At 67.5% G+C, this 20,826-nt stretch carries 23 protein-coding genes and 4 tRNA genes; 10 read left to right on the top strand and 17 right to left on the bottom strand.

What is annotated here, in order from left to right:
- Nucleotides 1-77 precede the first annotated feature (77 nt).
- The 4 genes from msrB to G6N48_RS10490 all read right to left on the bottom strand — a co-directional run bounded on the left by msrB (nucleotide 78) and on the right by G6N48_RS10490 (nucleotide 4,465).
- A complete protein-coding gene (gene msrB, locus G6N48_RS10510; RefSeq protein WP_085270935.1) occupies nucleotides 78-488 on the bottom strand; it encodes a peptide-methionine (R)-S-oxide reductase MsrB in 411 nt (136 codons plus the stop codon).
- Between the two features lie 232 nt (nucleotides 489-720).
- Nucleotides 721-2,028 carry an arabinofuranan 3-O-arabinosyltransferase gene (gene aftC, locus G6N48_RS10500; protein ID WP_085270934.1) on the bottom strand — a complete coding sequence of 436 codons (1,308 nt, stop codon included), beginning with the start codon at nucleotides 2,026-2,028 and terminating at the stop codon, nucleotides 721-723.
- Between the two features lie 30 nt (nucleotides 2,029-2,058).
- On the bottom strand, nucleotides 2,059-3,651 hold the full coding sequence (locus G6N48_RS10495; protein WP_139825933.1) for an alpha/beta hydrolase: 1,593 nt from the start codon (nucleotides 3,649-3,651) through the stop codon (nucleotides 2,059-2,061).
- Between the two features lie 22 nt (nucleotides 3,652-3,673).
- Nucleotides 3,674-4,465 (bottom strand): pyrimidine reductase family protein, encoded by a 792-nt coding sequence (locus tag G6N48_RS10490; RefSeq protein ID WP_085270932.1) that lies wholly within the window; start codon nucleotides 4,463-4,465, stop codon nucleotides 3,674-3,676.
- On the opposite strand from G6N48_RS10490, the gene zapE reads away from it, so the two are divergent.
- Entirely contained in the window at nucleotides 4,464-5,543 is a 1,080-nt protein-coding gene (gene zapE / locus G6N48_RS10485; protein WP_139825932.1) for a cell division protein ZapE, read from the top strand. The two genes, G6N48_RS10490 and zapE, sit on opposite strands and share 2 nt — an antisense overlap.
- On the opposite strand, the gene G6N48_RS28205 is transcribed toward zapE, so the two are convergent.
- The gene (locus tag G6N48_RS28205) at nucleotides 5,521-6,078 is read right to left on the bottom strand and encodes a GNAT family N-acetyltransferase (RefSeq protein WP_232066781.1); all 558 of its coding nucleotides are present in this window, start codon (nucleotides 6,076-6,078) and stop codon (nucleotides 5,521-5,523) included. The two genes, zapE and G6N48_RS28205, sit on opposite strands and share 23 nt — an antisense overlap.
- A complete protein-coding gene (locus tag G6N48_RS28200; RefSeq protein WP_232066593.1) occupies nucleotides 6,075-6,587 on the bottom strand; it encodes a hypothetical protein in 513 nt (170 codons plus the stop codon). The genes G6N48_RS28205 and G6N48_RS28200 overlap by 4 nt, the downstream gene beginning before the upstream one ends.
- A gap of 117 nt (nucleotides 6,588-6,704) precedes the next feature.
- Here G6N48_RS28200 and G6N48_RS10475 point away from each other — a divergent pair, with 117 nt between their 5' ends.
- The 3 genes from G6N48_RS10475 (at nucleotide 6,705) to G6N48_RS10465 (ending at nucleotide 9,701) form a co-directional block, all read left to right on the top strand.
- A complete protein-coding gene (locus G6N48_RS10475) occupies nucleotides 6,705-7,034 on the top strand; it encodes a DUF732 domain-containing protein (protein ID WP_085270929.1) in 330 nt (109 codons plus the stop codon).
- Between the two features lie 162 nt (nucleotides 7,035-7,196).
- Nucleotides 7,197-8,714: an alanine/glycine:cation symporter family protein gene (locus G6N48_RS10470; protein WP_085270928.1), complete on the top strand. Its 1,518-nt coding sequence runs from the start codon at nucleotides 7,197-7,199 to the stop codon at nucleotides 8,712-8,714.
- Nucleotides 8,715-8,762: 48 nt separating this feature from the next.
- Nucleotides 8,763-9,701, top strand: coding sequence for a cytochrome c oxidase assembly protein (locus G6N48_RS10465; protein WP_085270998.1), 939 nt, complete (start codon nucleotides 8,763-8,765; stop codon nucleotides 9,699-9,701).
- A gap of 33 nt (nucleotides 9,702-9,734) precedes the next feature.
- Here the strand turns inward: G6N48_RS10465 and G6N48_RS10460 are convergent, their stop codons facing one another.
- Genes G6N48_RS10460 through G6N48_RS10450 form a run of 3 tightly spaced genes read right to left on the bottom strand, consistent with a single transcriptional unit; the run spans nucleotide 9,735 to nucleotide 11,661 of the window.
- Nucleotides 9,735-10,655: a cation diffusion facilitator family transporter gene (locus tag G6N48_RS10460; protein WP_085270927.1), complete on the bottom strand. Its 921-nt coding sequence runs from the start codon at nucleotides 10,653-10,655 to the stop codon at nucleotides 9,735-9,737.
- Between the two features lie 27 nt (nucleotides 10,656-10,682).
- Nucleotides 10,683-11,135, bottom strand: a complete 453-nt coding sequence (locus G6N48_RS10455) for a pyridoxamine 5'-phosphate oxidase family protein (RefSeq protein WP_085270926.1) — start codon at nucleotides 11,133-11,135, stop codon at nucleotides 10,683-10,685.
- On the bottom strand, nucleotides 11,128-11,661 hold the full coding sequence (locus G6N48_RS10450) for a pyridoxamine 5'-phosphate oxidase family protein (RefSeq protein ID WP_139825931.1): 534 nt from the start codon (nucleotides 11,659-11,661) through the stop codon (nucleotides 11,128-11,130). The genes G6N48_RS10455 and G6N48_RS10450 overlap by 8 nt, the downstream gene beginning before the upstream one ends.
- Nucleotides 11,662-11,952: 291 nt before the next feature.
- Here G6N48_RS10450 and G6N48_RS10445 point away from each other — a divergent pair, with 291 nt between their 5' ends.
- Nucleotides 11,953-12,300 carry a DUF732 domain-containing protein gene (locus tag G6N48_RS10445; RefSeq protein ID WP_139825930.1) on the top strand — a complete coding sequence of 116 codons (348 nt, stop codon included), beginning with the start codon at nucleotides 11,953-11,955 and terminating at the stop codon, nucleotides 12,298-12,300.
- Here G6N48_RS10445 and G6N48_RS10440 read toward each other — a convergent pair.
- Nucleotides 12,291-12,467 (bottom strand): hypothetical protein, encoded by a 177-nt coding sequence (locus tag G6N48_RS10440; protein ID WP_163670814.1) that lies wholly within the window; start codon nucleotides 12,465-12,467, stop codon nucleotides 12,291-12,293. The two genes, G6N48_RS10445 and G6N48_RS10440, sit on opposite strands and share 10 nt — an antisense overlap.
- A gap of 304 nt (nucleotides 12,468-12,771) precedes the next feature.
- Here G6N48_RS10440 and G6N48_RS10435 point away from each other — a divergent pair, with 304 nt between their 5' ends.
- On the top strand, nucleotides 12,772-13,068 hold the full coding sequence (locus tag G6N48_RS10435) for a hypothetical protein (RefSeq protein WP_139825929.1): 297 nt from the start codon (nucleotides 12,772-12,774) through the stop codon (nucleotides 13,066-13,068).
- Nucleotides 13,069-13,122: 54 nt separating this feature from the next.
- On the opposite strand, the gene G6N48_RS10430 is transcribed toward G6N48_RS10435, so the two are convergent.
- Complete coding sequence (locus G6N48_RS10430) at nucleotides 13,123-14,370, bottom strand: hypothetical protein (RefSeq protein WP_163670955.1); 1,248 nt, start codon at nucleotides 14,368-14,370, stop codon at nucleotides 13,123-13,125.
- 328 nt (nucleotides 14,371-14,698) lie between these two features.
- On the opposite strand from G6N48_RS10430, the gene G6N48_RS10425 reads away from it, so the two are divergent.
- Nucleotides 14,699-15,286: a PE family protein gene (locus G6N48_RS10425; protein WP_085268138.1), complete on the top strand. Its 588-nt coding sequence runs from the start codon at nucleotides 14,699-14,701 to the stop codon at nucleotides 15,284-15,286.
- A 99-nt stretch (nucleotides 15,287-15,385) separates the two neighbouring features.
- On the opposite strand, the gene G6N48_RS10420 is transcribed toward G6N48_RS10425, so the two are convergent.
- Nucleotides 15,386-15,586, bottom strand: coding sequence for a hypothetical protein (locus tag G6N48_RS10420; RefSeq protein WP_161494182.1), 201 nt, complete (start codon nucleotides 15,584-15,586; stop codon nucleotides 15,386-15,388).
- A 443-nt stretch (nucleotides 15,587-16,029) separates the two neighbouring features.
- On the opposite strand from G6N48_RS10420, the gene G6N48_RS10415 reads away from it, so the two are divergent.
- Nucleotides 16,030-16,560 carry a hypothetical protein gene (locus G6N48_RS10415; RefSeq protein WP_085268136.1) on the top strand — a complete coding sequence of 177 codons (531 nt, stop codon included), beginning with the start codon at nucleotides 16,030-16,032 and terminating at the stop codon, nucleotides 16,558-16,560.
- Between the two features lie 832 nt (nucleotides 16,561-17,392).
- Nucleotides 17,393-18,304: a DUF732 domain-containing protein gene (locus G6N48_RS10410; RefSeq protein WP_085268135.1), complete on the top strand. Its 912-nt coding sequence runs from the start codon at nucleotides 17,393-17,395 to the stop codon at nucleotides 18,302-18,304.
- Nucleotides 18,305-18,357: 53 nt separating this feature from the next.
- Here the strand turns inward: G6N48_RS10410 and G6N48_RS28650 are convergent, their stop codons facing one another.
- From G6N48_RS28650 to G6N48_RS10395, 4 genes are all read right to left on the bottom strand, one after another.
- A complete protein-coding gene (locus tag G6N48_RS28650) occupies nucleotides 18,358-18,486 on the bottom strand; it encodes a hypothetical protein (RefSeq protein ID WP_264050207.1) in 129 nt (42 codons plus the stop codon).
- Nucleotides 18,487-18,592: 106 nt separating this feature from the next.
- Nucleotides 18,593-18,667 (bottom strand) — tRNA-Val (locus G6N48_RS10405).
- Between the two features lie 15 nt (nucleotides 18,668-18,682).
- Nucleotides 18,683-18,756 (bottom strand) — tRNA-Cys (locus G6N48_RS10400).
- Between the two features lie 27 nt (nucleotides 18,757-18,783).
- Nucleotides 18,784-18,856, bottom strand: a tRNA-Gly gene (locus G6N48_RS10395).
- A 181-nt stretch (nucleotides 18,857-19,037) separates the two neighbouring features.
- Here G6N48_RS10395 and G6N48_RS10390 point away from each other — a divergent pair.
- Nucleotides 19,038-19,109: transfer RNA gene (locus G6N48_RS10390), tRNA-Val, on the top strand.
- Between the two features lie 607 nt (nucleotides 19,110-19,716).
- On the opposite strand, the gene G6N48_RS10385 is transcribed toward G6N48_RS10390, so the two are convergent.
- Nucleotides 19,717-20,745 (bottom strand): CobW family GTP-binding protein, encoded by a 1,029-nt coding sequence (locus G6N48_RS10385; RefSeq protein ID WP_085268134.1) that lies wholly within the window; start codon nucleotides 20,743-20,745, stop codon nucleotides 19,717-19,719.
- Nucleotides 20,746-20,826: the final 81 nt, after the last annotated feature.

The following is a 20,826-nucleotide window of genomic DNA, read 5'->3' as shown; positions in this document are numbered from 1 at the left end:
GGCGTTGTCGCTCAGAGGCGGGCACAAAGGTGCACCCGTTGGTTCCCGTGAGCGGCGTGACCTGTGCGGCGAAGGCGTTACGAACCCGCCGGCACCAGGCGCAGCGAGATGGAATTGATGCAGTAGCGCTGGTCGGTCGGCGTGGGGTATCCCTCGCCCTCGAAGACGTGGCCCAGGTGGCTGTGGCAGTTGGCGCACAGCACCTCGATGCGCCGCATGCCCATCGAATCGTCGGGGCGCAGGATCACCGCGCTGGAGTCCGCCGGGTCGAAGAACGAGGGCCAGCCGCAGTGCGACTCGAATTTCTCCGTGCTGCGGAACAATTCGGCGCCGCACGCCCGGCACTCGTAGACGCCTTCGGTCTTGGTGTCGGTGTACTCGCCGGTGTAGGGCCGCTCGGTGCCGGCACGACGCAGCACCTGGAACTCTTCCGGCGTGAGCTTCTGCCGCCACTCGTCGTCGGTCAGTTGCACCTTCGGGCTAGTCATGCCTCCACGCTAGCCGGAACGGCGGGGACCCGCTGCGCCCGGCTGCGCCGCGCTTGCGATCCCCGCTAGCCGGAACGGCGGGGACCCGCTGCGCCGGCTGCGCCGCGCTTGCGATCCCCGCTAGCCGGAATGGCGGGGACCCGCTGCGCCCGGCTGCGCCGCGCTTGCGATCCCCGCTAGCCGGAACGGCGGGGACCCGCTGCGCCCGGCTGCGCCGCGCTTGCGATCCCCGCTAGTCGGAATGGCGGGGACCCGCTGCGCCCGTCAGCCACCCCGGATCGATCCCCTCGTCCAGCCGGTCCTCGGCCTTGGCGTCGAGGTAGCGGAAGTACAGCACGCACGACACCACGATCAGCAGCAGCGACCAGCCGTAGGTGATCTTCAGGTATTGCAGCGCGCGGCCGTACCTCATCCACCGGTAGATCAGCCAGTCGTCCAGCGTCATGAATCCGTAGATCCCCAGCCACGCCGGCCAGTTGCGGATCAGCGAGTTCGGCAGCACCACCGTCATCAGGAACGGGAACAGCATCATCGAGTAGTAGCCCTGGGCCAGCGACAGCACCAGCCACGACCACAGCAGCAGCACGCCGGTCGAGTTGGTGATCCAGAACCGCGGGTCGCGGGTGCGGTAGTAGCGGTACAGCAGCCACAGGGCGGCGATCGCGAGCACGGTGAACAGGATCCGCATGAACACGATCAGCCAGGTGGGCAGACCGAAGTACACGCCGTTGCCCTCGATCGAGCTGTTGAAGTAGTCACGCGTGCCCAGGATGTAGGGCACCGTCTTGGTGACGAAGTCCTTCGGGTCGCTGACCAGCGGCCAGGCCGCCAGGTTGATCACCAGCGGCACCGCGAACGCGGGCACCAGCGCCCGCCACTGACGGTTCAGCAGGGGCAGCAACAGCAGCGGGCCCAGCAGCGGCTTGAGCGCGAGCGTCAGCCCGATCGCGGCGCCGGCCCACCATTGGCGGCCGGCCCGGCCGTCGAGAAGCCAACGCAAGAACAGCATTTCGGCGAGCAGGACGCAGCCGTTGATGTTGGTGAACACCAGCGTGCTGGTCACCGTCTCGGTGCAGAACATGGCCAGCAGCAGGGCGGGCGCGGCCACCGAGGACAGCGTGTAGTCGAACATCCGCAGCAGCAGATACCAGGCGATCAGTATGGCCACGGTGTTGATCAGGACGAACAGGAACCGCGACGGCGTGAAGGGCAAATACCCGAACGGCGCCATCAGCAGCGTGCCGCCGGGCGGATACAGGTAGTGCGGGTCGACGTAGTCGAAGTGCTCGTTGTAGATGTCCCAGCCGTGCCGGAAGTTGAGCACCGCGCGGTAGACGGGCTTGAAGTCGTCGGTGATGTTGCCGTTGATGGTCAGGATGACGCTGCGGTGCAGGACCGAGAGGATGGCCGCCGGCCACAGCGCCAGGCGCACCACGGTCGCCGTGTCCGGTGCGCCGGTGCGGGGACCGAATGCGGCCATCATGCGGTCACGCAGGCGGGTACGGGTCGAGTCGGCTGCCGTCACCAGCGCACCGTACACCGAGGGCGGCGGAGCGGAAAAAACCAACTGTCAGGCGGGACAGTACGTGTCGGTGCCGGGCAACTTGCCGCTGTTGAGGTAGCCGACCAGCGGCGGAACCGCGCAGGCCGAATAGATGCTGGCGCCGTGACCGATGCCCTGCCACATCACCCGCTTGCTCGCGGCGTTGGCGTTGATGATGGTGGCCGCCGTCTGCGCGACGCCCTCCGAGCCGACGATCGGGTCGTTCTGCACGCCCAGCAACAACACGTCCACCTTCAGGTCCTTCGGGGGCGCCGGTGGCGAAATCGTGGGCCAGTGCACGCATTTGACCAGGTTCAGCGCGGCGACGGTGCCGAACTGGGGATACAGCTTGCCCCACGCCACCACCAGTTCGCGCACCCGGTCGGGGGTCGGGCGGTTGACCGCGTCGCTGCAGGTGCTGACGAACTGGCCGTCGGAGTCCTGGACGGCGTCGGCATGGTTGATCAGGCCGGTCAGCTGGCCGGCGTCGCCGGAGCGGGCCGCCGCCAGCGCGTTGGCCAGATTGGTGGTGGCCCCGACGCGGCCGCCGGACGGGAAACCGAGGGCGACGGTGATGGCGTTGGTCACCTGGGCCACCGAGGCGCCGGCGGGTCCTTTACCGGCGCGGGCGTCGGCCAGCAGCCCGCTGACAGCGCCTTTCGGGTCGGGACCCAGCGCGCAGTTCACCGCGACGCACTGCGCGGCGAACGCGTCGAGCGCGGCCTGCTGCCCCTTGACCTGCTGCTCGGCGGCCGCTTCGGCGTTGACGCCCAGCGCCACCGGCGAGTCGAGGATGAGGCGGGCGACCTTGTCGGGCCGCGTCGCGGCGTATGCCAGCGCCACCTGGGCGCCGTTGCCGATCCCGACGAGCGCGACCGCCGGCACGTCCCACAGGCTGCGCAGCCGCTCGATGTCGGAGGCGGCGTGCCCGTCGTCGTAGGAGGTGGCGCCCGGCGCGATGGTGTCGGTGCAGTTGGTGGTGGCGTTGTTGGCGATGTCGGACAGGTTGGCGACGGGATCGTCGCCGGTCTGGAACTGGGCCTGCTCGCGCATCGCCTGGCGGTCGAGGTTGTCGCGGCAGTCGATGGGGCTCGACATGCCGATGCCGCGACGGTCGACCGCGACGATGGGGTGCGACTGCAGCACGTCGGCGCCCGCCTGCGACAGCCAGACCGGCAACTGCGTCGACGACGGCAGGTCCGAGCCGGTGGTGAAGACCAGCGGGCCGGCATCGTGCGGGGTCTTGTTCGAGCGGGCCCGGACCACACCGATGCTCAGGCTGCCCGACCCGCCGTTGACCGGGTCCAGGTCGGAGTCGTAGGTCGCGCACTCGAGTTGGACTCCGGGGACGGCGGGTACGGCAGCGTCGGTGAACACCCGCGACGTGCAGTCACGCCAGGACAGGTCGTTCTTGGGCGCGGCGATCGGCGGGGGACCGCTCGGCGGCGCCTTGCTGGGCGCCACGCCCTGCGGCCGGGCGCCGGAGTTGGTGGCGAAGCGCGGGTCGGCGCCCACTCCAGGGACGCAGCCGGCCACCATCGCGGTCACCGCGACGACAAGCGTGGCGAACGTAATGTGCCGTCCCATGCCGACCACAGTAGCCGGGCCTTTTCGGGGCATGGATGTGTCGGGATGTGTCGGGTCAGGCCTTGACGTATCGGGTGTAGAGGTAGCCGGCGTCGTCGGTGAGGACGTGCGCGCAACGCATCCGGGTCATCAGCTCGCCCGCGCCGCCCGCGATCCGGCGGGCCTCGCCGCCGACGACGCACGGCGCGATCGTCAGGCACAGCTCGTCGAGCAGGTCGCGCCGTATGAACGAGCCCAGCAGCGTCGGGCCGCCTTCGGTCAGCATGTGGCGCATCCCGTGGGCGCCGAGCGTCGCCACCAGCGCCGCCTCGTCGACCTTGCCCGGATCGCTACCGGAGCAGTCGAGCACCTCGCCCAGGCCCGTCAGCAGCCGGCGTGCGTCCTCGACGGCCGCCTTGCAGGTCAGGACCAGCGGCGGCACCTCGGTCTGGGTGAACACCCCCATGGCGCGGTCGAGGTGCCCCGAGCCCGTGACGATCGCCAACTGCGGCACCTCGGCCTGCCCGCGGGCCTGCCGCCGCTGCCGCTGGGCGGCGCTCACGTGCGCGCCCGAGTAGCCCTCGGCGCGCACGGTGCCCGAGCCGACGACGATGACGTCGGCGAGTTCGCGCAGCATGTTGAAGACGAACCGGTCGCCGGGGCCGCCCATGGCGCCGCTGGTGCCGCCGGCGGTGGCCCCGCCGTCGACGCTGGTGATGAAGTTGGCGCGCAGCCACGTGGTGTCCCGGCCCGGGTAGGCGTAAAGCGCGGACAGCTCGCCGTCGTCGACGTCGTGCACCGATCCGAGCAGCGCCAGCGGCGTCTCGGTCGCTGATTGCGGGGCGCCGCCGGCGTCAGGCTCGGGCATGAGTCTGATTGCAGCACGCCGCTACAGTGCGTGCATGCACGGGTCCACTTCCCGCGGCGTGGCCCGCCTGGTGGATCGGCATCCCGCCGCCTCGCCGGATCGGCTGATCGGGCAGTTGAGGCCACCGCCGACCTTCGCCGACGTGAGTTTTTCGACCTATCAACCCGATCCGTCGGAACCGACGCAGGCCGCCGCCGTCGCCGCCTGCCGGGCGTTCTGCCGCCAGGCCGTCGCGCGCCGGTCCGGCCGCCGCCGGCTGTTCGGTCGGCGAACGGTGCTGCCGGGCGTGGGTTTGTATCTGGACGGCGGCTTCGGGGTGGGCAAGACTCACCTGTTGGCCTCGGCCTACTACGAGTTGCCGGAAGGCCCGAATCCCAAGGCGTTCGCCACTTTCGGAGAGCTCACCGCGCTCGCCGGGGCTTTCGGCTTCGCCGAGTGTGTCGCTTTGCTCGCGGACTACACCGCGGTGTGCATCGACGAGTTCGAGCTCGACGACCCCGGCAACACCACGCTGGTCTCGCGGCTGCTGTCGTCGTTGGTCGAGCGGGGCGTGTCGGTGGCCGCCACCTCCAACACGCTGCCCGAGCAGCTCGGCGAGGGCCGCTTCGCCGCGCAGGACTTCCTGCGCGAAATCCACACGCTGGCAAGCATCTTCACCACCGTCCGGATCGAGGGCCCCGACTACCGGCATCGCGGCCTGCCCCCGGCGCCGCCGCCGCTTTCGGACGAGGATGTGATCGCGCGCGCGGAGGGGTTCGCCGGGGCGACGCTGGACGACTTCGACGCGCTGTGCGCGCACCTGGCCACCATGCACCCGTCGCGATACCCGACGCTGATCGAGGGCGTGACCGCCGTGTTCCTGACGGGAGTGCACCCTGTCGACGACCAGAACGTCGCGTTGCGGCTGGTGTCGCTGACGGATCGCCTCTACAACGCCGGCATCCCGGTGGCGGCGTCGGGGGCAAGGCTGGACACGGTCTTCAGCGACGAGATGCTGGCCGGCGGTTACCGAAAGAAGTACCTGCGGGCCATCTCTCGGCTGCTGGCACTGACGGTCAACGAAGGTGGCGAACCATGACGAAGTCGTTCTCGCGGCGAGCGCCCACCTGGAAGGTCCTGGTGCCCGCGACCGCGAAGCCGCTCTTGGCGTAAAAGCGTTGTGCCCGTTCGTTTTCCTGGTTGACGCCCAGCCACACGCAGCGCGCCCCCCATCCCGCGGCGGTATCCAGCGCATGTTCCATCAGAGCCGCGGCGACCCCGGCGCCGTGGTGCTCGGGCAGCACGTACATCTTCGACAGCTCCGCGGCCGGGCCGATGTCCACAGCCCGCCGCACGTCAGGGTCCTCGCCGACGCCGCGAATCAGCATGGCGTATCCGATGATTCGCTTCGCGCGCTGCGCGGTCAGCACCGCGCGTTCCGGGTCGGTCAGGTACTGCGCGAAGCGGGCGGCGGACAGGTTGGTGTCGACGAAAGACGCGACGCTGCCGGGCGGCACCGTCGGCGGGCAAGCCAGCGCGAAGGTGCGCGCGGCGACGGTGGCGAGCTGTTCGACGTCGACCGAGTCCGCCGTGGCGCGCGCGACGGCCAGCGTCGGAGATCCCCCGCGGATCAAAGGTTCCACTGCGCGAGGTGGTAGCCCGTTTTCTTGTCCAGCAGGACGACGGTGGACACCGGGTCGCGGTAGGCGTCCCAGTAAACTCCGCCGCGCACGATCGCCCCGGTGGGCGCGTTGGTCAGTGCCGCGTCCAGCGCGTCGGGCGCGTCGGAGGGCCGCGGCGTGTACGCGTCGGCGAACGGGGTCACCCCGTCGAAGCTGAAGTTGGTGGCCATGATGAAGGGGTTGGGCACCCGGACGGCGCGGATCGTCACGTCGGCGCGCTCGACGGAACTGTCCGGGAAGCCCTTGTAGCTGTTGCTGCGCAGGTAGCCGAACCCGGGTGGCGGGTCGCACGGCCCCACGCCGCTGACCGTGACGTCGGCGATATAGGTGCCGGTGTCCACCCGCAGCGTGTCGCCGACGTGGCCGATGGGCGCGTCGCCGGCCCACGCACGCGGAGCCGCGGCGGCGACACCGGCGCCCGCGACGAGGAAGGTGCACAGGACGATCAGCCAGCGGCGCATAGTTCGCATGATCGCACAGCGCTATGGCGAGGGGGAGGGGTTCTTGCCGGCGCCCGCCGACACGGGATCCGCGGAATCGGATGCGGAGGAGGCCCCCTTCTGGGACCATCTCGGGCCATGAGGTTTCTGCTTGTGCTGGCGGGTCTGGCCGTCGTGACCGGCCTGGCCGCGCCCGCGCGGGCCGACAGCAACGACGACGCCTTCCTCGCCTCGCTGCAGGCCGCCGGCATCACCTACCCCGACCCGGGCCGCGTCATCGCCGCGGGCAGATGGGTGTGCCAGGCCGTCGGCCAGGGAACGCAAATGGCCGACGTCGTCAAGACCGTGCAAGCCCAGAACTCGGGGTTGCACGGCGACAACGCCGCGAGGTTCACGGCGATCGCCGCCAACGTCTACTGCCCCCAGGCGCTCACGACCACCACGGCAAAGGCCGACGGCACCTCGTAGCGGCCGCGCGCGGCCCGGCCGCACCGCCCGTTGTGATGCAGTGTTAACCCGCCCGCTACCCGGGCCGCGCCGACGAAACACGCCGTCAACATGGCGTCCTTACGATTCGGTACGGAATCGCCTCTGCCGGGGCTTGTGACTGGTGCCTGAAAGGAAGCGGACTTGGACCTCCTTCAGGCGAAGTTGGTCGACCCGCTCAGCAACGTTCTCGGCGCGCACATCCTCATTTACCTGCTCATCGGCGCCGGCATCTATTTCACCGTGCGGACCCGCTTCATCCAGATCCGGTACTTCGGGCGCATGTTCCGCCAACTCCGCAGATCCCACCACCCCGACGGTGGGATCTCCTCCTTCCAGGCCTTCTGCGTGGGCCTCGCGTCGCGGGTCGGCACCGGGAATATCGCCGGCGTCGCCATCGCGCTCACCGTCGGCGGGCCCGGCGCCATCTTCTGGATGTGGGTCGTGGCCGCCGTCGGTATGGCGACCGCGCTCATCGAGGCCACGCTGGCGCAGATCTTCAAGGTCCGTTCCGCCGACGGTGCCTTCCGGGGCGGTCCGGCGTTCTACATCCAGAACGGGCTGCGGTCGCGGACCGGCGGCGTCTTCTTCTCGGTGCTGCTGGTGTTCACCTTCGCGACGGCGTTCAACATGGTCGAGACCAACGCGGTCAGCGGTGTGCTGAAGTCGTCGCACGGCATCGACATCCGTTGGACGACAGCCGTGCTGGCCGTGCTTGCGGCTCCGGTGCTGTTCGGCGGGGTGCGTCGGGTGGCGCGGGTCGCCGGCGCGGTGCTGCCGGTGGTGGCGCTGCTGTACACGGTGCTGGCGCTGGCGATCGTCGCCGTCCACATCACCGAGCTGCCGGGCGTCATCGAGGAGATCATCGGCGGCGCGTTCGGAATCCGGCAGATGGCAGGCGGTTTCGCCGGCGGCATCGCGGTGGCCATGCTCACCGGGGTCAAGCGCGGCCTGTTCGCCTGCGAGGCGGGGATGGGCAGTTCGCCCAACATCGCGGGTTCGGCGACGGTGGCCCATCCCGTCGAGCAAGGCCTGATCCAGGCGCTCGCCGTCTTCGTCGACACGATGGTGATCTGCACGGCGACCGCGTTCATCGTGCTGATGTCGGGTCCTTCCGTCTACGACCCGGCCCACCTGGGCGCGGTCGCCGGGGCCAGCCTGACACAGTCGGCGATCGCGGTCGGGCTCGGCTCGTGGACCACCGTGCCGATGACCACGGTGGTTTTCGTGTTCGCGTTCGCCTCGGTGCTGAGCAACTACGTGTGCGCCGAGGCCAACCTGTTCTTCCTGGGCGGGCGGCGCCTGGCGATCAACGGCCTGAAGGTGATCACCCTGCTGGCAATCGCGGTGGGTGCGCTGTCCAAGCTCACGCTGGTGTGGGCGCTGGCCGACCTGGCGATGGCGTTGATGGCGATCGTCAACCTGGTCGCGATCTGTCTGCTGGGCCGGTGGGCGTTCGCGGCGCTGCGCGACTACCACCGCCAGTCGGCACGGGGCGAGGTGCCCGTCTTCGTCGCCAGCCAGGCCGGTCTGCCCGGTGTTCTCGACGGCGACATCTGGGAAGCCCCGGAGCCCCGGCCGGTCGGCGCGCTGCCGGGTGCGCTGCGGTCCCGTCGGCTTTCGGCGCGGGTCCTTAAGCCTTCGCGCGCCCCGGCCGCCTAGCCGCGACCGCGCTGCCCGACCGCGCGGTCGCGCAATACGCTGATGGGCATGCGCGTCGATCCCGGGCCGCTGACATGGGGTTCGCTGGTCCAGACCTGGCGGCCGGACCCGGTCTGCGCGGTGGCAGTCGTGTCGCTCGCCGGCGCGTACGTCTGGTGCTTGCGCCGCGGACGCAGCGCCGAGGGGCCGGTCGGCGCCGGCAACATGGCGTGCTTCGGCGCGGGCATGGTGGTGTGGGCACTGGCCACCATGAGCGCAATCGGGGTCTACGCCGACGTCCTGTTCTGGGTGCGCGCGTTGCAGGTCCTGTTGCTGCTGTACGTGGCACCGTTCCTGGTCGCGCAGGGCCGGCCTGTCACCGTCGTGCGCGCCGCCCTCGGCCCGGCCGGCCGGCAGCGCGTCGATCGGGTGCTGGCCACCCGGCTCGCCCGGGTGCTCGTGCATCCGGCGACGACGTCGGTGGGCATGCTCGCCACCCCCTGGCTGCTCTATCTGACGCCCTGGTACACCGCCGCGCTCGAGAGCGAGCTGGTCGGCTCGTCGACTCGAATCCTGTTGGTGGTCATCGGTTTCGGCTACTTCTATGCACGGCTGCAGGCGGACCCGGTGCCGCGCAGGTATCCCCAGCTGATCTCGCTGTTGATCACCGTCGCCGAGGCCCTCGGCGACGGCGTGCTCGGGCTGGTCCTCTGGCAGGGCTCGTTGATCGGCGCCGCGTACTACGCGGGTCTGCACCGATCCTGGGGGCCCGATCAGCGGCTCGACCAGACGATCGGCGCCGGCGTCCTCTGGATCCTCGGGGACCTGGTCGGGTGGCCCTTCGTGCTGCTGCTGATGCGCGCGTTGTCGCGCGACGAGAAGGCGCACGCGACGCGGGTCGACGCCGAGTTGGACATGGCCGAGGACGTCCCGGACGACCGTGCCGCCCCGTCGGCGTTGTGGTGGGAGAACGACCCACAGCTGCGCGAGCGGTTCCGCCGGGGCTGACGCGCCCGGGGGTCAGGGCTGCCCGCCTGAGTATCAGGCGGCGCGCGCCGTCCACGTGAAGTTGTGCATCTCGGGAATCCGCGGTGCCAGCGCGCTGGCCACCCGGCGACCGATCTGGTCGGCGGTCCCCAGGGGCGTGTCGGGGTCGAGAAAGCCTTCGACCTCGACGCGCAGCGTCCGCCCGGTCCACCGCGCCCGGGCGTGCGCGTGTGTGACACCGGGAACCGTGGCGGCGACGCTTTCGGCGGTCGTGATGATTTCGGGGTCGACGCCGTCGAGCAGGTGGTGCGCGATGTCGGCGGTCACCTCCCAGCCGACGTGGCAGATGAACCCGGTGACGACGATCCCGGCGATCGCGTCGGCCCAGCCCCAGCCGAGGGCCACGCCGATGAGTCCCAGCATGGCGCCGGCGGAGGACAGCGCGTCCAGCCACGAGTGCCTGGCGTCGGCAACCATGGTCGCCGACCGGATCCGCTGTCCCACCACCAGTTTGTAGCGGGCGACCAGTTGGTTGCCCGCGATGCCCACCCCGGCCGCGGCGATGCCCCAGCCCACGTGACTGGTGCCGCCGTGACGGAGCAGCTTCGTGACGCTCTCGTATCCGGCCACGATGGCGCTGGCCCAAATCACCAGCGCCACGCCCAATCCCGCGAGGTCCTCGGCCCGCTCGAAGCCGTAGGGGTAACGCTCGTCGGGCACCTTGCGTGAGGCCCGGAACCCGACGAACACCAGCGCGCTGGTCGAGACGTCCGACAGGTTGTGCAGCGCGTCGCCGAGCAGCGCCACCGAGCCCGATAACAGCGCGATGGCCAGTTCGACGAGACCGGTCACCGCCAGCCCTACGGCGCTGACCGCGACCGCCCGGTTGGCCTGCCGACGCTCGCCGGCGTCGTCGAGGGTGATGTCCAAGGGAAAGCTCGCCGCGGGGTCGCGGACTCCGTTGTTGACATGCATACGTCAAGCATGCCTTGGGCGGGGTGGTTATGTCTGCGCGGGGACGATCCGCAGGCCGGTGACGAATTGCGGTTCGATGGCGACGACGGTGTCGGCGTGATTGATCCACGGCCGGAGAAGCTGCTCATACCGCGTGACTTCGTCGGTGTCGGTGAGCGTGCGCGCGTGCCCGGTGACCACGACGCTCCAGCCGCTGCGGGTTTCCGGGTCGATGCTGTCGGCTTCGTAGGCGACGACGATGCCGGCGTTCAAGCGCGTGGCGTTGGAGACCGCCGTGGTCAGCCGGGTGCGGAGGATCACCCGGCTGTCGTCGACCAGGTGATTGACCGGCCTGATCGCCGGGAGCGATCGGAAGTCGAATACGACACGCCCGTAGCTCACGCTCGCCAGCAGCCGCATGGCCTCGTCGCGCGCCAGCGGCTGGGCGCCCTGGGCGGGCTGGGCCAACCCCAGGCCGCCGTCGTAGGATCGTTCAATCATGGTTGTCTAGACCCAGCAGGCACCGAAACTGGCCAGAGACAATGTCTCTCGCGGTCGCATCGAGACACCCACACTGCTCGCCGGCACAGGCGACGCGGATCGCCGTGACGATATCGGGCTCGATGGCGAGAATGGTGTCCGCGTAGTCCACCCACGGGCGGAGCCGTCGCTTGTAGCGGTCCACCCGGCCCGGATCGGTGAGGGCGTGCGCCCGGCCGAAAACGAGCACGCTCCAACTCGTATGGGTGTCGGCATCGGCCCTCTCCGCTTCGTAGGCCACCAGGGCGCCGTTTGTCGACCGTGCGTCGACAGCGTCGGTAGGGGTCAGGCGGGCGCGGATGATGACCCGCTGGTCGTCGACCAGATGCAGGACCGCGGTGCTCTCCGGGCACGACATGAGACGGAAGATGACCCGTCCGCAATCCACGGTGCCGAGCAAATCCCACGCAGAGGCTTCGTCCAACACCTGGGCGGCGATGGCCGGATGCGCCCCGCGAGTCGCGGCGTCCTGGATTGAGTCGTTCACGTTCTTAATAGTGTGTTCCCGCGCGGCGCGACCCTAGGGCCATTGGACCTCAAGCGCCGTGGAGTCGAGGCGTCCTGGGCGGCGGCAGTCGGCGTTTGCCCGTCCGCGGGGGGCATTCGCACCCGACGGCGTGGCGCCCGCTCGGAATCAGGGGATAGTAGGGGGCAAAGCCGATAATTCAGCTTTGCATAAGCTGCAATTTCCTTAGCTGTCTCTATCCTTCTTAGTCGTGCCGCTTCGGGTTTTCGCACTGACGGCATCGTCTCGCCAAGGAGAAAGGAAGCGCACCGAATGACCTCACCTCGCTGGTTGGCCAAGCTGGGCATCCCCGTTATGGCTGCCGCTGCTCTGTTCAGTAGCGCTGCGATTGCGACCGCCGATCCGGCCGACGACGCGTACCTCGCTCAACTGCGCGCGGTCGGCTTTTCGTGGCCGCCGGATCACGAGGACGCCCTGACCGCGATGGGACGCCTCATCTGCGACGACCTGGGCTGGGGTTGGACCTACGACCAGATCACGCAGAACATTCACGCCACCCTGGACCCGCGGAACGTCACATACGGCGACGTCGGCAACATGGTGCGGATCGCGCACGCGTCGTACTGCCCCAATCAGCGGTGCTGGGCGGCTCACTGCTGAGCCGCGCCACGCATCACTTCGGCGGCGGCGAGGCAGACGGCGGCGCCGGAGTTGTCCGCGATTTCGCGGAGTCTGTTGTTCACCGCCGCCCGGTACCGTGCGCGCCTATGACGTTCAAAGTCGTGTGGGCCGACGGCAGTGAGAATACGTACGGCGACGATCTCCATTTCGATACCGAGGGCGCCGTTCTCAAGATCGGGTACACCAAGGGCAGGTGGGCGTGGTACTTCGCGCCGCACCAATGGGCGCACATCGAACACGAGCCACGAGACCAAGCGCCACCGCCATTTCCGCGTGTGGTCGCAGGGCTTCGCTCCAACCAGGCGGCTGGTTCCTGAACTGACGGGATCGCAATTCTGTCGTCGCTCCGTGATTCGGCTGTGGCCGAATCTTTCTCATCCGCGCGCTACGGTACCGACTGGCCAATGAGCGCTTTCGCGGCCGCTCGTGTTCCTGATGCGAAGGGAAGAGATGGATTTCGAGGGCGACTTTGCGCGGGAGCTTGTCCGGCTGGCTCAGCTTGCGCTGCAGAGTGATTGCGTCGACGGCGTTTTCAAGGGCTGGCTTTGCGCCGCCGCGGTGAACGCGATCGACAATCCACCGCGGGACGGAATTCTGCGCAGCCTCGCCGACGATGTCTGTCAGGCCGTCATGGACTGGGCGCGGTTCGACCGTTCGGGCGCCGTGCTCGCGGACGCCGTGGAAGCCTACCGGCTGGCCGCGAGCGCTCTGGCGGTCGACGATCAGCTCAACAAGTTGCGGTTCTGAGCGAGCACCGGCGTCGAACGCGCCGGTGCGGCAGACGTTTTCGTCGCGCCGACCCTAGGGCCTGGTCGGGTCGGCGGTCTTCTGCCGACGGTTGACGATCCACGCGACGAACGCGGCGCCCAACCCCAGCAACCCGTAACCCAGCGCCTGGGGCCACCACGGCTGGGCGGGTCGGGCGGGCTCGGCGGGTTGTGCGTGCTCGTCGTGAGCGGCCAGCGCCACCAGGAAGGTGCCGTTGTCGGTCGGCCCGACGCCCGGCAGCGGCTGCGTCTTCGTCACCGTGATCTGCGCGCTGCCGTCGGAGTCGTTGACCTGGCCCCACGCCAGGGTGGAGTCGTCGAGCAGGAACGTCTCCTGGCTGCCCGTGGGTTGGCTGTCGTCGCGGCCCACCACTTGCACCCGGCCGACGTCCACCGTCTGGTTGTCTGCCAGGACGTAGGCGTAGACGTGCTGGTACACCGGCGGGGGCGGCGGGGGGTTGTAGCCGGGCGGCGGCGGGCCGTCGAATCCGTCCGGCGGTATCCACGCCCCGCCGTAGAAGCTGCCCGACGCCACATGGCTGTCGCCGACCGCGGTGAACGGGACCAGCCCGACCGCGGCGGCGTCGAGCACGATCCGGCCACCGGCCGGCACATACGCTTCGCGTTCGGCGCCGTCGTAGAAGTAGCAGAAGGTCATCGCCTCGCCGAGCGGGTTGTACAGGCTCGGGCGTCGGTACTCGTCGTAGTCGACGTAGTCCCAGTGCCGGGGACGCGCCAGCTCGGCGCTGCCGGCCTTGACGACGTCGACGTTGTCGGCGTGAGCGTTGACCACATTTTGCACCTGGTGGTTGAAGTCCACCTGCTGCAGCACCGGGTCGACCCTGTTCGGATCGACTCGAGCCGCCGGTGCCGCCCGCGCGGCCGCGACCGCTTGCGGGGACGCTTCCAGCCCTTTCGGGGGTATGACCAGCGAGGCGTTCCTCGGCGTGCCCGGTGCCAGCGGATTGATACTCGGGATCGGCACCGGAGCCGCGTTGGGCGGCGGGGGAGCCGGCGGAAGCGCCTCCGGCAGGCGGACGGGTTCGGGAAGCGGCTCCGTGGTCCTGGGCGCCTGGCGGACCGGTTCGCTGAAGCACACGTTCGACGTGTGGTAGAGGTTCACGTAGAACAGGCAGTGCTCACACGACATGGGGTTCTGGCCGGCGCCAGCGCACGGAGCCGCCTGTGCCACAACGGTTGTGGTGGCCAACGCAGAGAACGGGGCGAGCGCGACGGCGGCCGCCGCCGCGACGACGACCCTGCGCGTTCTGCCCTGGCCGATCAGCGCCGACAGCCGGTAACGCTTCAACGTCACCCAGGCCACGACAAACCTTCCGATAGCCCCCTGGTTGGACAGCCTAGCGACCCGCCGCCGACGCGTGCGGGCTTTGGGTAGGCAACCGACGGCAATGGCGCTCGCCCTGATAGGCGACACCGGCCCAATGAACGGCCGGTTAGCGGGTCGGATGCCGGGATTGGCAGCTGGCCGGGCGGCGGCGGACCGTTCCATCGCCTTGCGCTGAGCAGTAGTGCGCTCCTGCCCCAGCGCGACTACGGTTTCCTTATTGCCCGGCCGATGGTTTCTCTGCCGACCGGGTTGGAGGACAGACATGGCGTACGTGATCGCGGACCCGGACATGATGACGGCGGCGGCAACGGACTTGGCCAGTATCGGCGCAAACGTCAACGCGGCGCACATGGTGGCGGCTGCCCGGACGACTTCGGTGATACCTGCAGCCGCCGATGAGGTGTCGGCGAGTATTGCGCACCTGTTCTCCCAGCACGCCGCGAATTATCAGGCGCTGGCCGGTCAGGCAGCGGCGTTTAACGACCAGTTCGTGCAGCACTTGACTGCCGGTGCGTTCTCGTATGCCAACATCGAGAACGCCATCGCCGCGGCGTTGTTGCCCGTCATCGATTCCGCCATCGCCACGGGTCTGCCCCTGCTGGACAGCGGCCTGAACGCCGTCGACCAGCTGGTGCTGGCCATCAACGTGGCGCTCCCGCCGTCGTTGGCAATGCTGGGCGCTGCAGTGGTGCAATCTATCGCGCCCTTCCTGCTCATCGGCGCCTTCCTCGGAATCATTCTATTTATTGAATTTGCGATCTTTATATATACTCTTCCTCAACTGTTGGTCTTTCTTCCGCAGCTACTGTTGGCCGACATTCCTCCGCTATTTGCATCGTTCGGCATCTAGCGGGACGTCTTTCAAATGCCCGTACAAGGCAAATGAGCAGGGTGCGTTGAGCGACAGCACGTATCAACTATTGGATCGTGGACTAGGGCGATCCGGTTCCTAGCCGCCCTTGGCGGCGCAGTAATCGGGGTCATATACCGGGCCGAACGGATCACGACTCTTGCCACCGCGCTCGTGGCTGTCGCTGTAACAGATCGTCGGGTCGAACAGCGATGACGCCGGGTCGCACCACTGAATCGGCCCAGCATGCGCGGCCGGCGGGGCCGGGAACGCCGCCACCAGAAATGCGGCGATAACCACGGCGTGGCGGATCACTTCGGGGCCAGTCGCAGAACTGGCGCGGGGTGCCCGTTGACTCGCTCGTCGGGCTGCTCCAACAGCAGGATTAGGGCAAGCAGCTCGAGGTTGGTCAGGTCGCTTACTCATTGTGCTCACCGGCCAGCCTCGGCGATGGCCTCACGTAGAACCGACATCAGCTCGCGGGCCTGCTCGATGGTCAGCAGAGTCGACGACGCGATCGACAAAGAGGAAAATCACACCCGGCCGCCGCAAGCACTGGGTGTCGCTCGAAACCGCCGTCCCAATGTCTGAAATCGGCCACGCCAACGCCGAATCCGACACACAACTCACGCCAGACAGCGTGCCGCGATGGTTCTACTGACCGCGCCGAGGTCTACTTGACGGCGAAGGCGACAAACAAGCCGACCTTTTTTCGGTCGGCCACCTGTGGTAGTCAAACGTAGGTGAAGCCAGAGTGGAAAGACTGGAAAGACTTCTTCACCGCAGTAGCGCCGATTTCGGGGACGATCCTGGCGTTGTTATTCGTTGCGTTTCAGGTCAACGCCCTTCGATGGGGCAAAGTGCCTTTGCGGCAGGCCGGAGCCGCACGCAGCTTGGTCGAAACCTCCGCGCCGCTAATCATCGGTCTATGCGCGCTGTACCCAGGTGGAAGGTGGACGCTTGGCGGCAAAGTCGCGGGTTGCATGGGACTAGGGAGCGTCCTCGTGTTCTTGATTTTCTACCTGAGGTCGGTCATGGGTAAGACGATCACGCCGTATGACCACTGGCTCGCGTGCGGCGCCGTTACTACCGCAGGCTTCTCTTCGGCGATGTTGTATAGCTCGCTGCCGAACATCGACGACTCCGACCTTCGCCGTATCGGTTGGATCTGTATTTGGGAACTGGTTTTAGGCGTCGTGGGAGCATGGGTTGTCCTTGCTGTAAAGGCACCGGACGACGAGGCAGCGAAGGCTGCTCTCGGCGAGGGCGAGTAGGTACAGAGGCCACACCTGGCTCATCTCCTAATGCCGGCCGCCAGTCCCCAACGACGCCGGTCCCGCGTTGACCAATCCTGCGAACCTAATCCCGCAGATGGTCACCATTCCCCCTGGTTGTCATCGTGGGAAGTCATAGCGGGCTCTATCCTGCGCCGGGAGGTCCGGCGCCATAGCCCAATTCGTCCGAATCGCCAGCAGCCGGCGCAGCTCGGAGTTGATCGTCTCGATGTCGCGCACGCGCGGAGCGTATGTCCGCGCGACGGTATAAGCACGCCCAGTTGTGCTGAGTCTGACCGCAACTGGGTTAAGTTGTCCGTTTTGAGCTTTTAACATTGCGGGAACCTGGTGCGAAGCAGCGCCCGCTACCGTCACATGTGACGAGCTGGGGCGGCATGACCGAGCGCCAGCGCAGGGCTCTGCTCAAGGAGCACTCCGATATCGCGTCGTGGACGGATTTTTTTCGACAAGCGCAACTCCCGCTCCGTGGGATGAAGGCGCACCTGCGCGGCCGCTAAAAGCTTTCTGAATAGCTGGTGAGAATGGATGACTTTACAGCGTGGACCCTGCGCGCTGTGCGGGCATGCGGCGGGCGATCATGATGATGACGGCTGCCAAGCGTGCCGGCACTGTGCCCGCCCAAACCGCCCGCACCCGCACCGCTACGAACCCTGCGGCTGTACCGCGCTGATCGACACTGAAATGAATCAGGCCGCCCCCGAGGAGCGTGGGGGCGGCCCGAACTACAGCTCTACACCTATGGACGTCCCGTAATCACTCCGGTTGAATTAGACACCGAGCAGATGACACCGAAGAAACGGGGGATCCTGCTGTGCGCACCGGCATCACCGGCCCTGCCCACGCCACGGCTAGCGCCTCGGTGGTGCTGACTGCCGCAGTTATTTGCGCTGGCGCGGCAAGCGCCGACCCAAGCCCAAGCCAGCAGGAGCTGCAGGATTACTTTGTGACGCAGCTCGCAGCAGATCAGATTCCCGTCGTCGATAACTTGCCTGCTCTTGTCGCCCGAGCCCATGAGATTTGTAGCGAACTCGATCACGGCGCCTCGGTCTATGCCGTCGTAGACGAAGAGATGAAGGGCATGTTCGAGCAAAATCCGGAATATCGCCAAATGTCCGGGCGGGTCCATAGAACCGCGGTCAGATTCATCGCCACATCAATCCAGGTCTACTGCCCAAGCCATTTTTACGATCCGTATATAACCAACGATGCCGGCTTTTCCATCCGTGGTCCAGCGGCAGGGGTACGTCACCAGGCGCCACCAACGCGGATCGGCGCGGCGTGGATGCCACACTCCATGGACGGCGGTGTTTTCGCGTCGGGCTGCTACGCAGCGAACCGGTCCGACGGTGACGCGCACGGCAAAGTGCTCTCTTGGCGGATCGAAGCGATTCCCTCCGGCGATATCACCCAGCCCGACCCGCCGCAGGTTCCACCCCAGCCCGACCCGCCGCAGGTTGCGCCACCACCACCGCCGAGGGCGCAGATCCAGACGCCCCGTCCAGTCGCGCCACCGCCTCTACCCAAACGGCCGCCGCCTCCACCGCGACAGGAGCCTCCTGCGGTTGGTCCTCAGCCGGGGGACGCTGCTGGCAGTGGCGGCGGTGGGGGCACCGACGGTGGCGGCAACGGCGGTGGTAGCGCTCGCGGCAACGGAGTTGGCGGTCCGGCGGGGCCGTCGCCGGCGCCACCCACGCCGCCGGGCCTTGTCGGGCTCGCACCATGAGACAGGAACCGAGCCGTTAGGGGTCTGCGGGGGTGGCAGACATAAGCCCGTCGTCACCTACCAGGCGCTTTGCCCCCCAAGATCATGCGGTAGGGCCGCGCGTCGGGCTGCCGCCCGTCGGCGAACTCAGCGGCGGCGGGCGCCTGGACGTCGAGGTACGGGTTGATTGTGGTGATGGCCATGGTGGCTAGCTCTCAAACAGGTTGCCAGCGCGCCGATTGCCAGGTCATATCTGGGTCACGCTGCCCCTGGCTCTCTTCTATAAGCGCCTCTAACCTGCGCCAAAGCTGGTGCGCGATACTGGGATTGAACCAGTGACCTCTTCCGTGTCAGGGAAGCGCTCTCCCGCTGAGCTAATCGCGCTGGGGGTCAAAAACTTGGAGGTGGAGACGGGAATCGAACCCGTGTGCACGGCTTTGCAGGCCGTTGCCTCACCACTCGGCCACTCCACCGCTGGATTGATGCCTCTTGCACCTTCGAGCGGATGACGGGATTCGAACCCGCGACCCTCACCTTGGCAAGGTGATGCGCTACCAACTGCGCTACATCCGCGCGCCACGAACGAGATCGTCGTCCGGTGCGAAGCACGACGATAGTCCACCTGAGCGGGCTCTTACAAATCTCTTGGTGTGAACCGTCCCGAGCCCCGACCGGCAGGCCCGGTGCCGCAGGTGGGGCATACTGACGGTGCCTGACGCGTGCTAGTCTTCGACCTCGTTCGCCTCTCGGCGCCGGTCCCGTGGCTCAGTGGAAGAGCGTCCGCTTCACACGCGGAAGGTCGCTGGTTCGATCCCAGCCGGGACCACACGGATCAGTACAGGTCATGGCCGCCGTCTCCGCTGTCCGGATTTCGATCGATCATCGACAACGGCTTGGATTATCCCCCGCCATGGTTAGCCACCGAGCCCGTCGAGCGCATCCGCCACATGATCCAGGTCGGAGTCGTAGAGATCGGCGTAAGTGTGCGCCTTCCTCGAGGGGATCCGGACCCGCACCCATCGAGTGGACGGGAACAGACACCCGCCCCCAGGCGACGGGCGTCAAACAGGACTTCGGTGTCTTCGGCGATCCGGACACCCTCTACCTCGCCCACGGCGTAAACGCCCGCGGCGGCGAGGCGTGGCTGTATCGGCACCTCATGCGCTACGCCATGCACAACAGAGCGACATGATCCGAACGACGGGCGCTGCCGCAGGCGATCGGTGCACGATGAGCCCGCCGATGAACCACCCGAGTCCGTCGCAGTAGGGGTCTGCTGCACGAACAGGTGACACCTGAGATGGCTTGCCCGGCGTGGGCGGGCTGGAAGGATGTCACCATGGCAAGGCCGCAGCAGACCCAAATGTGGTGCGACGGCCAAGATCGTCGCCTGGGCGGATTTTGGACGACCGCAGGTGGGGATTGGAGCCGTATCAGATGCTGAGTCGGCGATACCTTTGCAGCCGGCGGACACTGGCGGCTGGTGCGGGGCCGGCCCGCGGGCGCAGCGCAGCGTCGAGTCGGACACGTACCTCGTTGGGGTCGAGGTCGATCCCGATCGCCACCAGGCAGTTGGTGGGTACCGACAGTGGTGCACTCGCAATGTGAATCGAGGTCCCGACCAGATGGACCACATAGGTCCGAACCGATGCGCGATATTGCACCGCCACCGCCCCCTTGAGCCGGTACACCCCGGCGGGCGGTTCTTCGAGCAGGTCGACAAGCGCGCTTGGGTCGATGCAACCGTTGCTGGTCGCGGTGACTGAGTCGGCATGCACGTGGTTGTGGCCGTGCGCAGGAACGTTTGTCATGGTGTCGACGAATAGTTCGCGCAAGGAGAGCTGGCCTGGTTCGTCGTGGGACGCGGCCACGTCGTAAAGCAGCGTGGGGTCGATCTGCCCGCCGATCGCTCCCAAGACGATCGCATGTGGATTGCTTTCTCGCACGCGATGTTTGACGCGCTCGAGTGCGACGGGACGGCAGCGTTGGGGGAATTGGTCGAGTTTGTTGACGACGACAAGCGATGCCGCACCGTAGCGGGCGGGAGCCACACTGCTGACGTCAACGGTGTCAAAGTGTGACGCGGCATCAATGACATCGACGAGGCCCCCGAAACGCACGCCATCGACCCCGCTGAAACGGATGATCCGGGCGATCGCAACTGGGTCGGCCAAACCGCTGGCTTCGACCATGATTGCGTCCAGTCTGAGCTGGGGATCAGCGAGTTTGCTCAGCGCATCATCGAGTCCGCCGTCATCAGGCAAGCAGCAGATGCAGCCGCCGGCGATGGAGGCAGGTTCGTCAACCTGTCCGGTCACCAGCATGGCGTCGACATTGAGCTCACCGAAGTCGTTGATAACTACGCCGATTCGCGCTTGCGGACTACGAAGTACGTGGTTGAGGAGACTCGTCTTGCCAGCGCCGAGGTAGCCGGTCAATGCAATGATGGGGATCGCCTGCACGCTTGTCCTTCCGAATCCAGCGGCGCACCCGTCATCGGAGTTCTCCATGGCCCGTTATTGGAAAAGATTTTCATTAAGGTA

This window comes from Mycobacterium parmense (assembly GCF_010730575.1).
GTDB lineage: Bacteria > Actinomycetota > Actinomycetes > Mycobacteriales > Mycobacteriaceae > Mycobacterium > Mycobacterium parmense.
The sequence above is the reverse complement of the archived record's forward strand: the minus strand, read 5'-3'. Positions and strand labels throughout refer to the sequence as shown.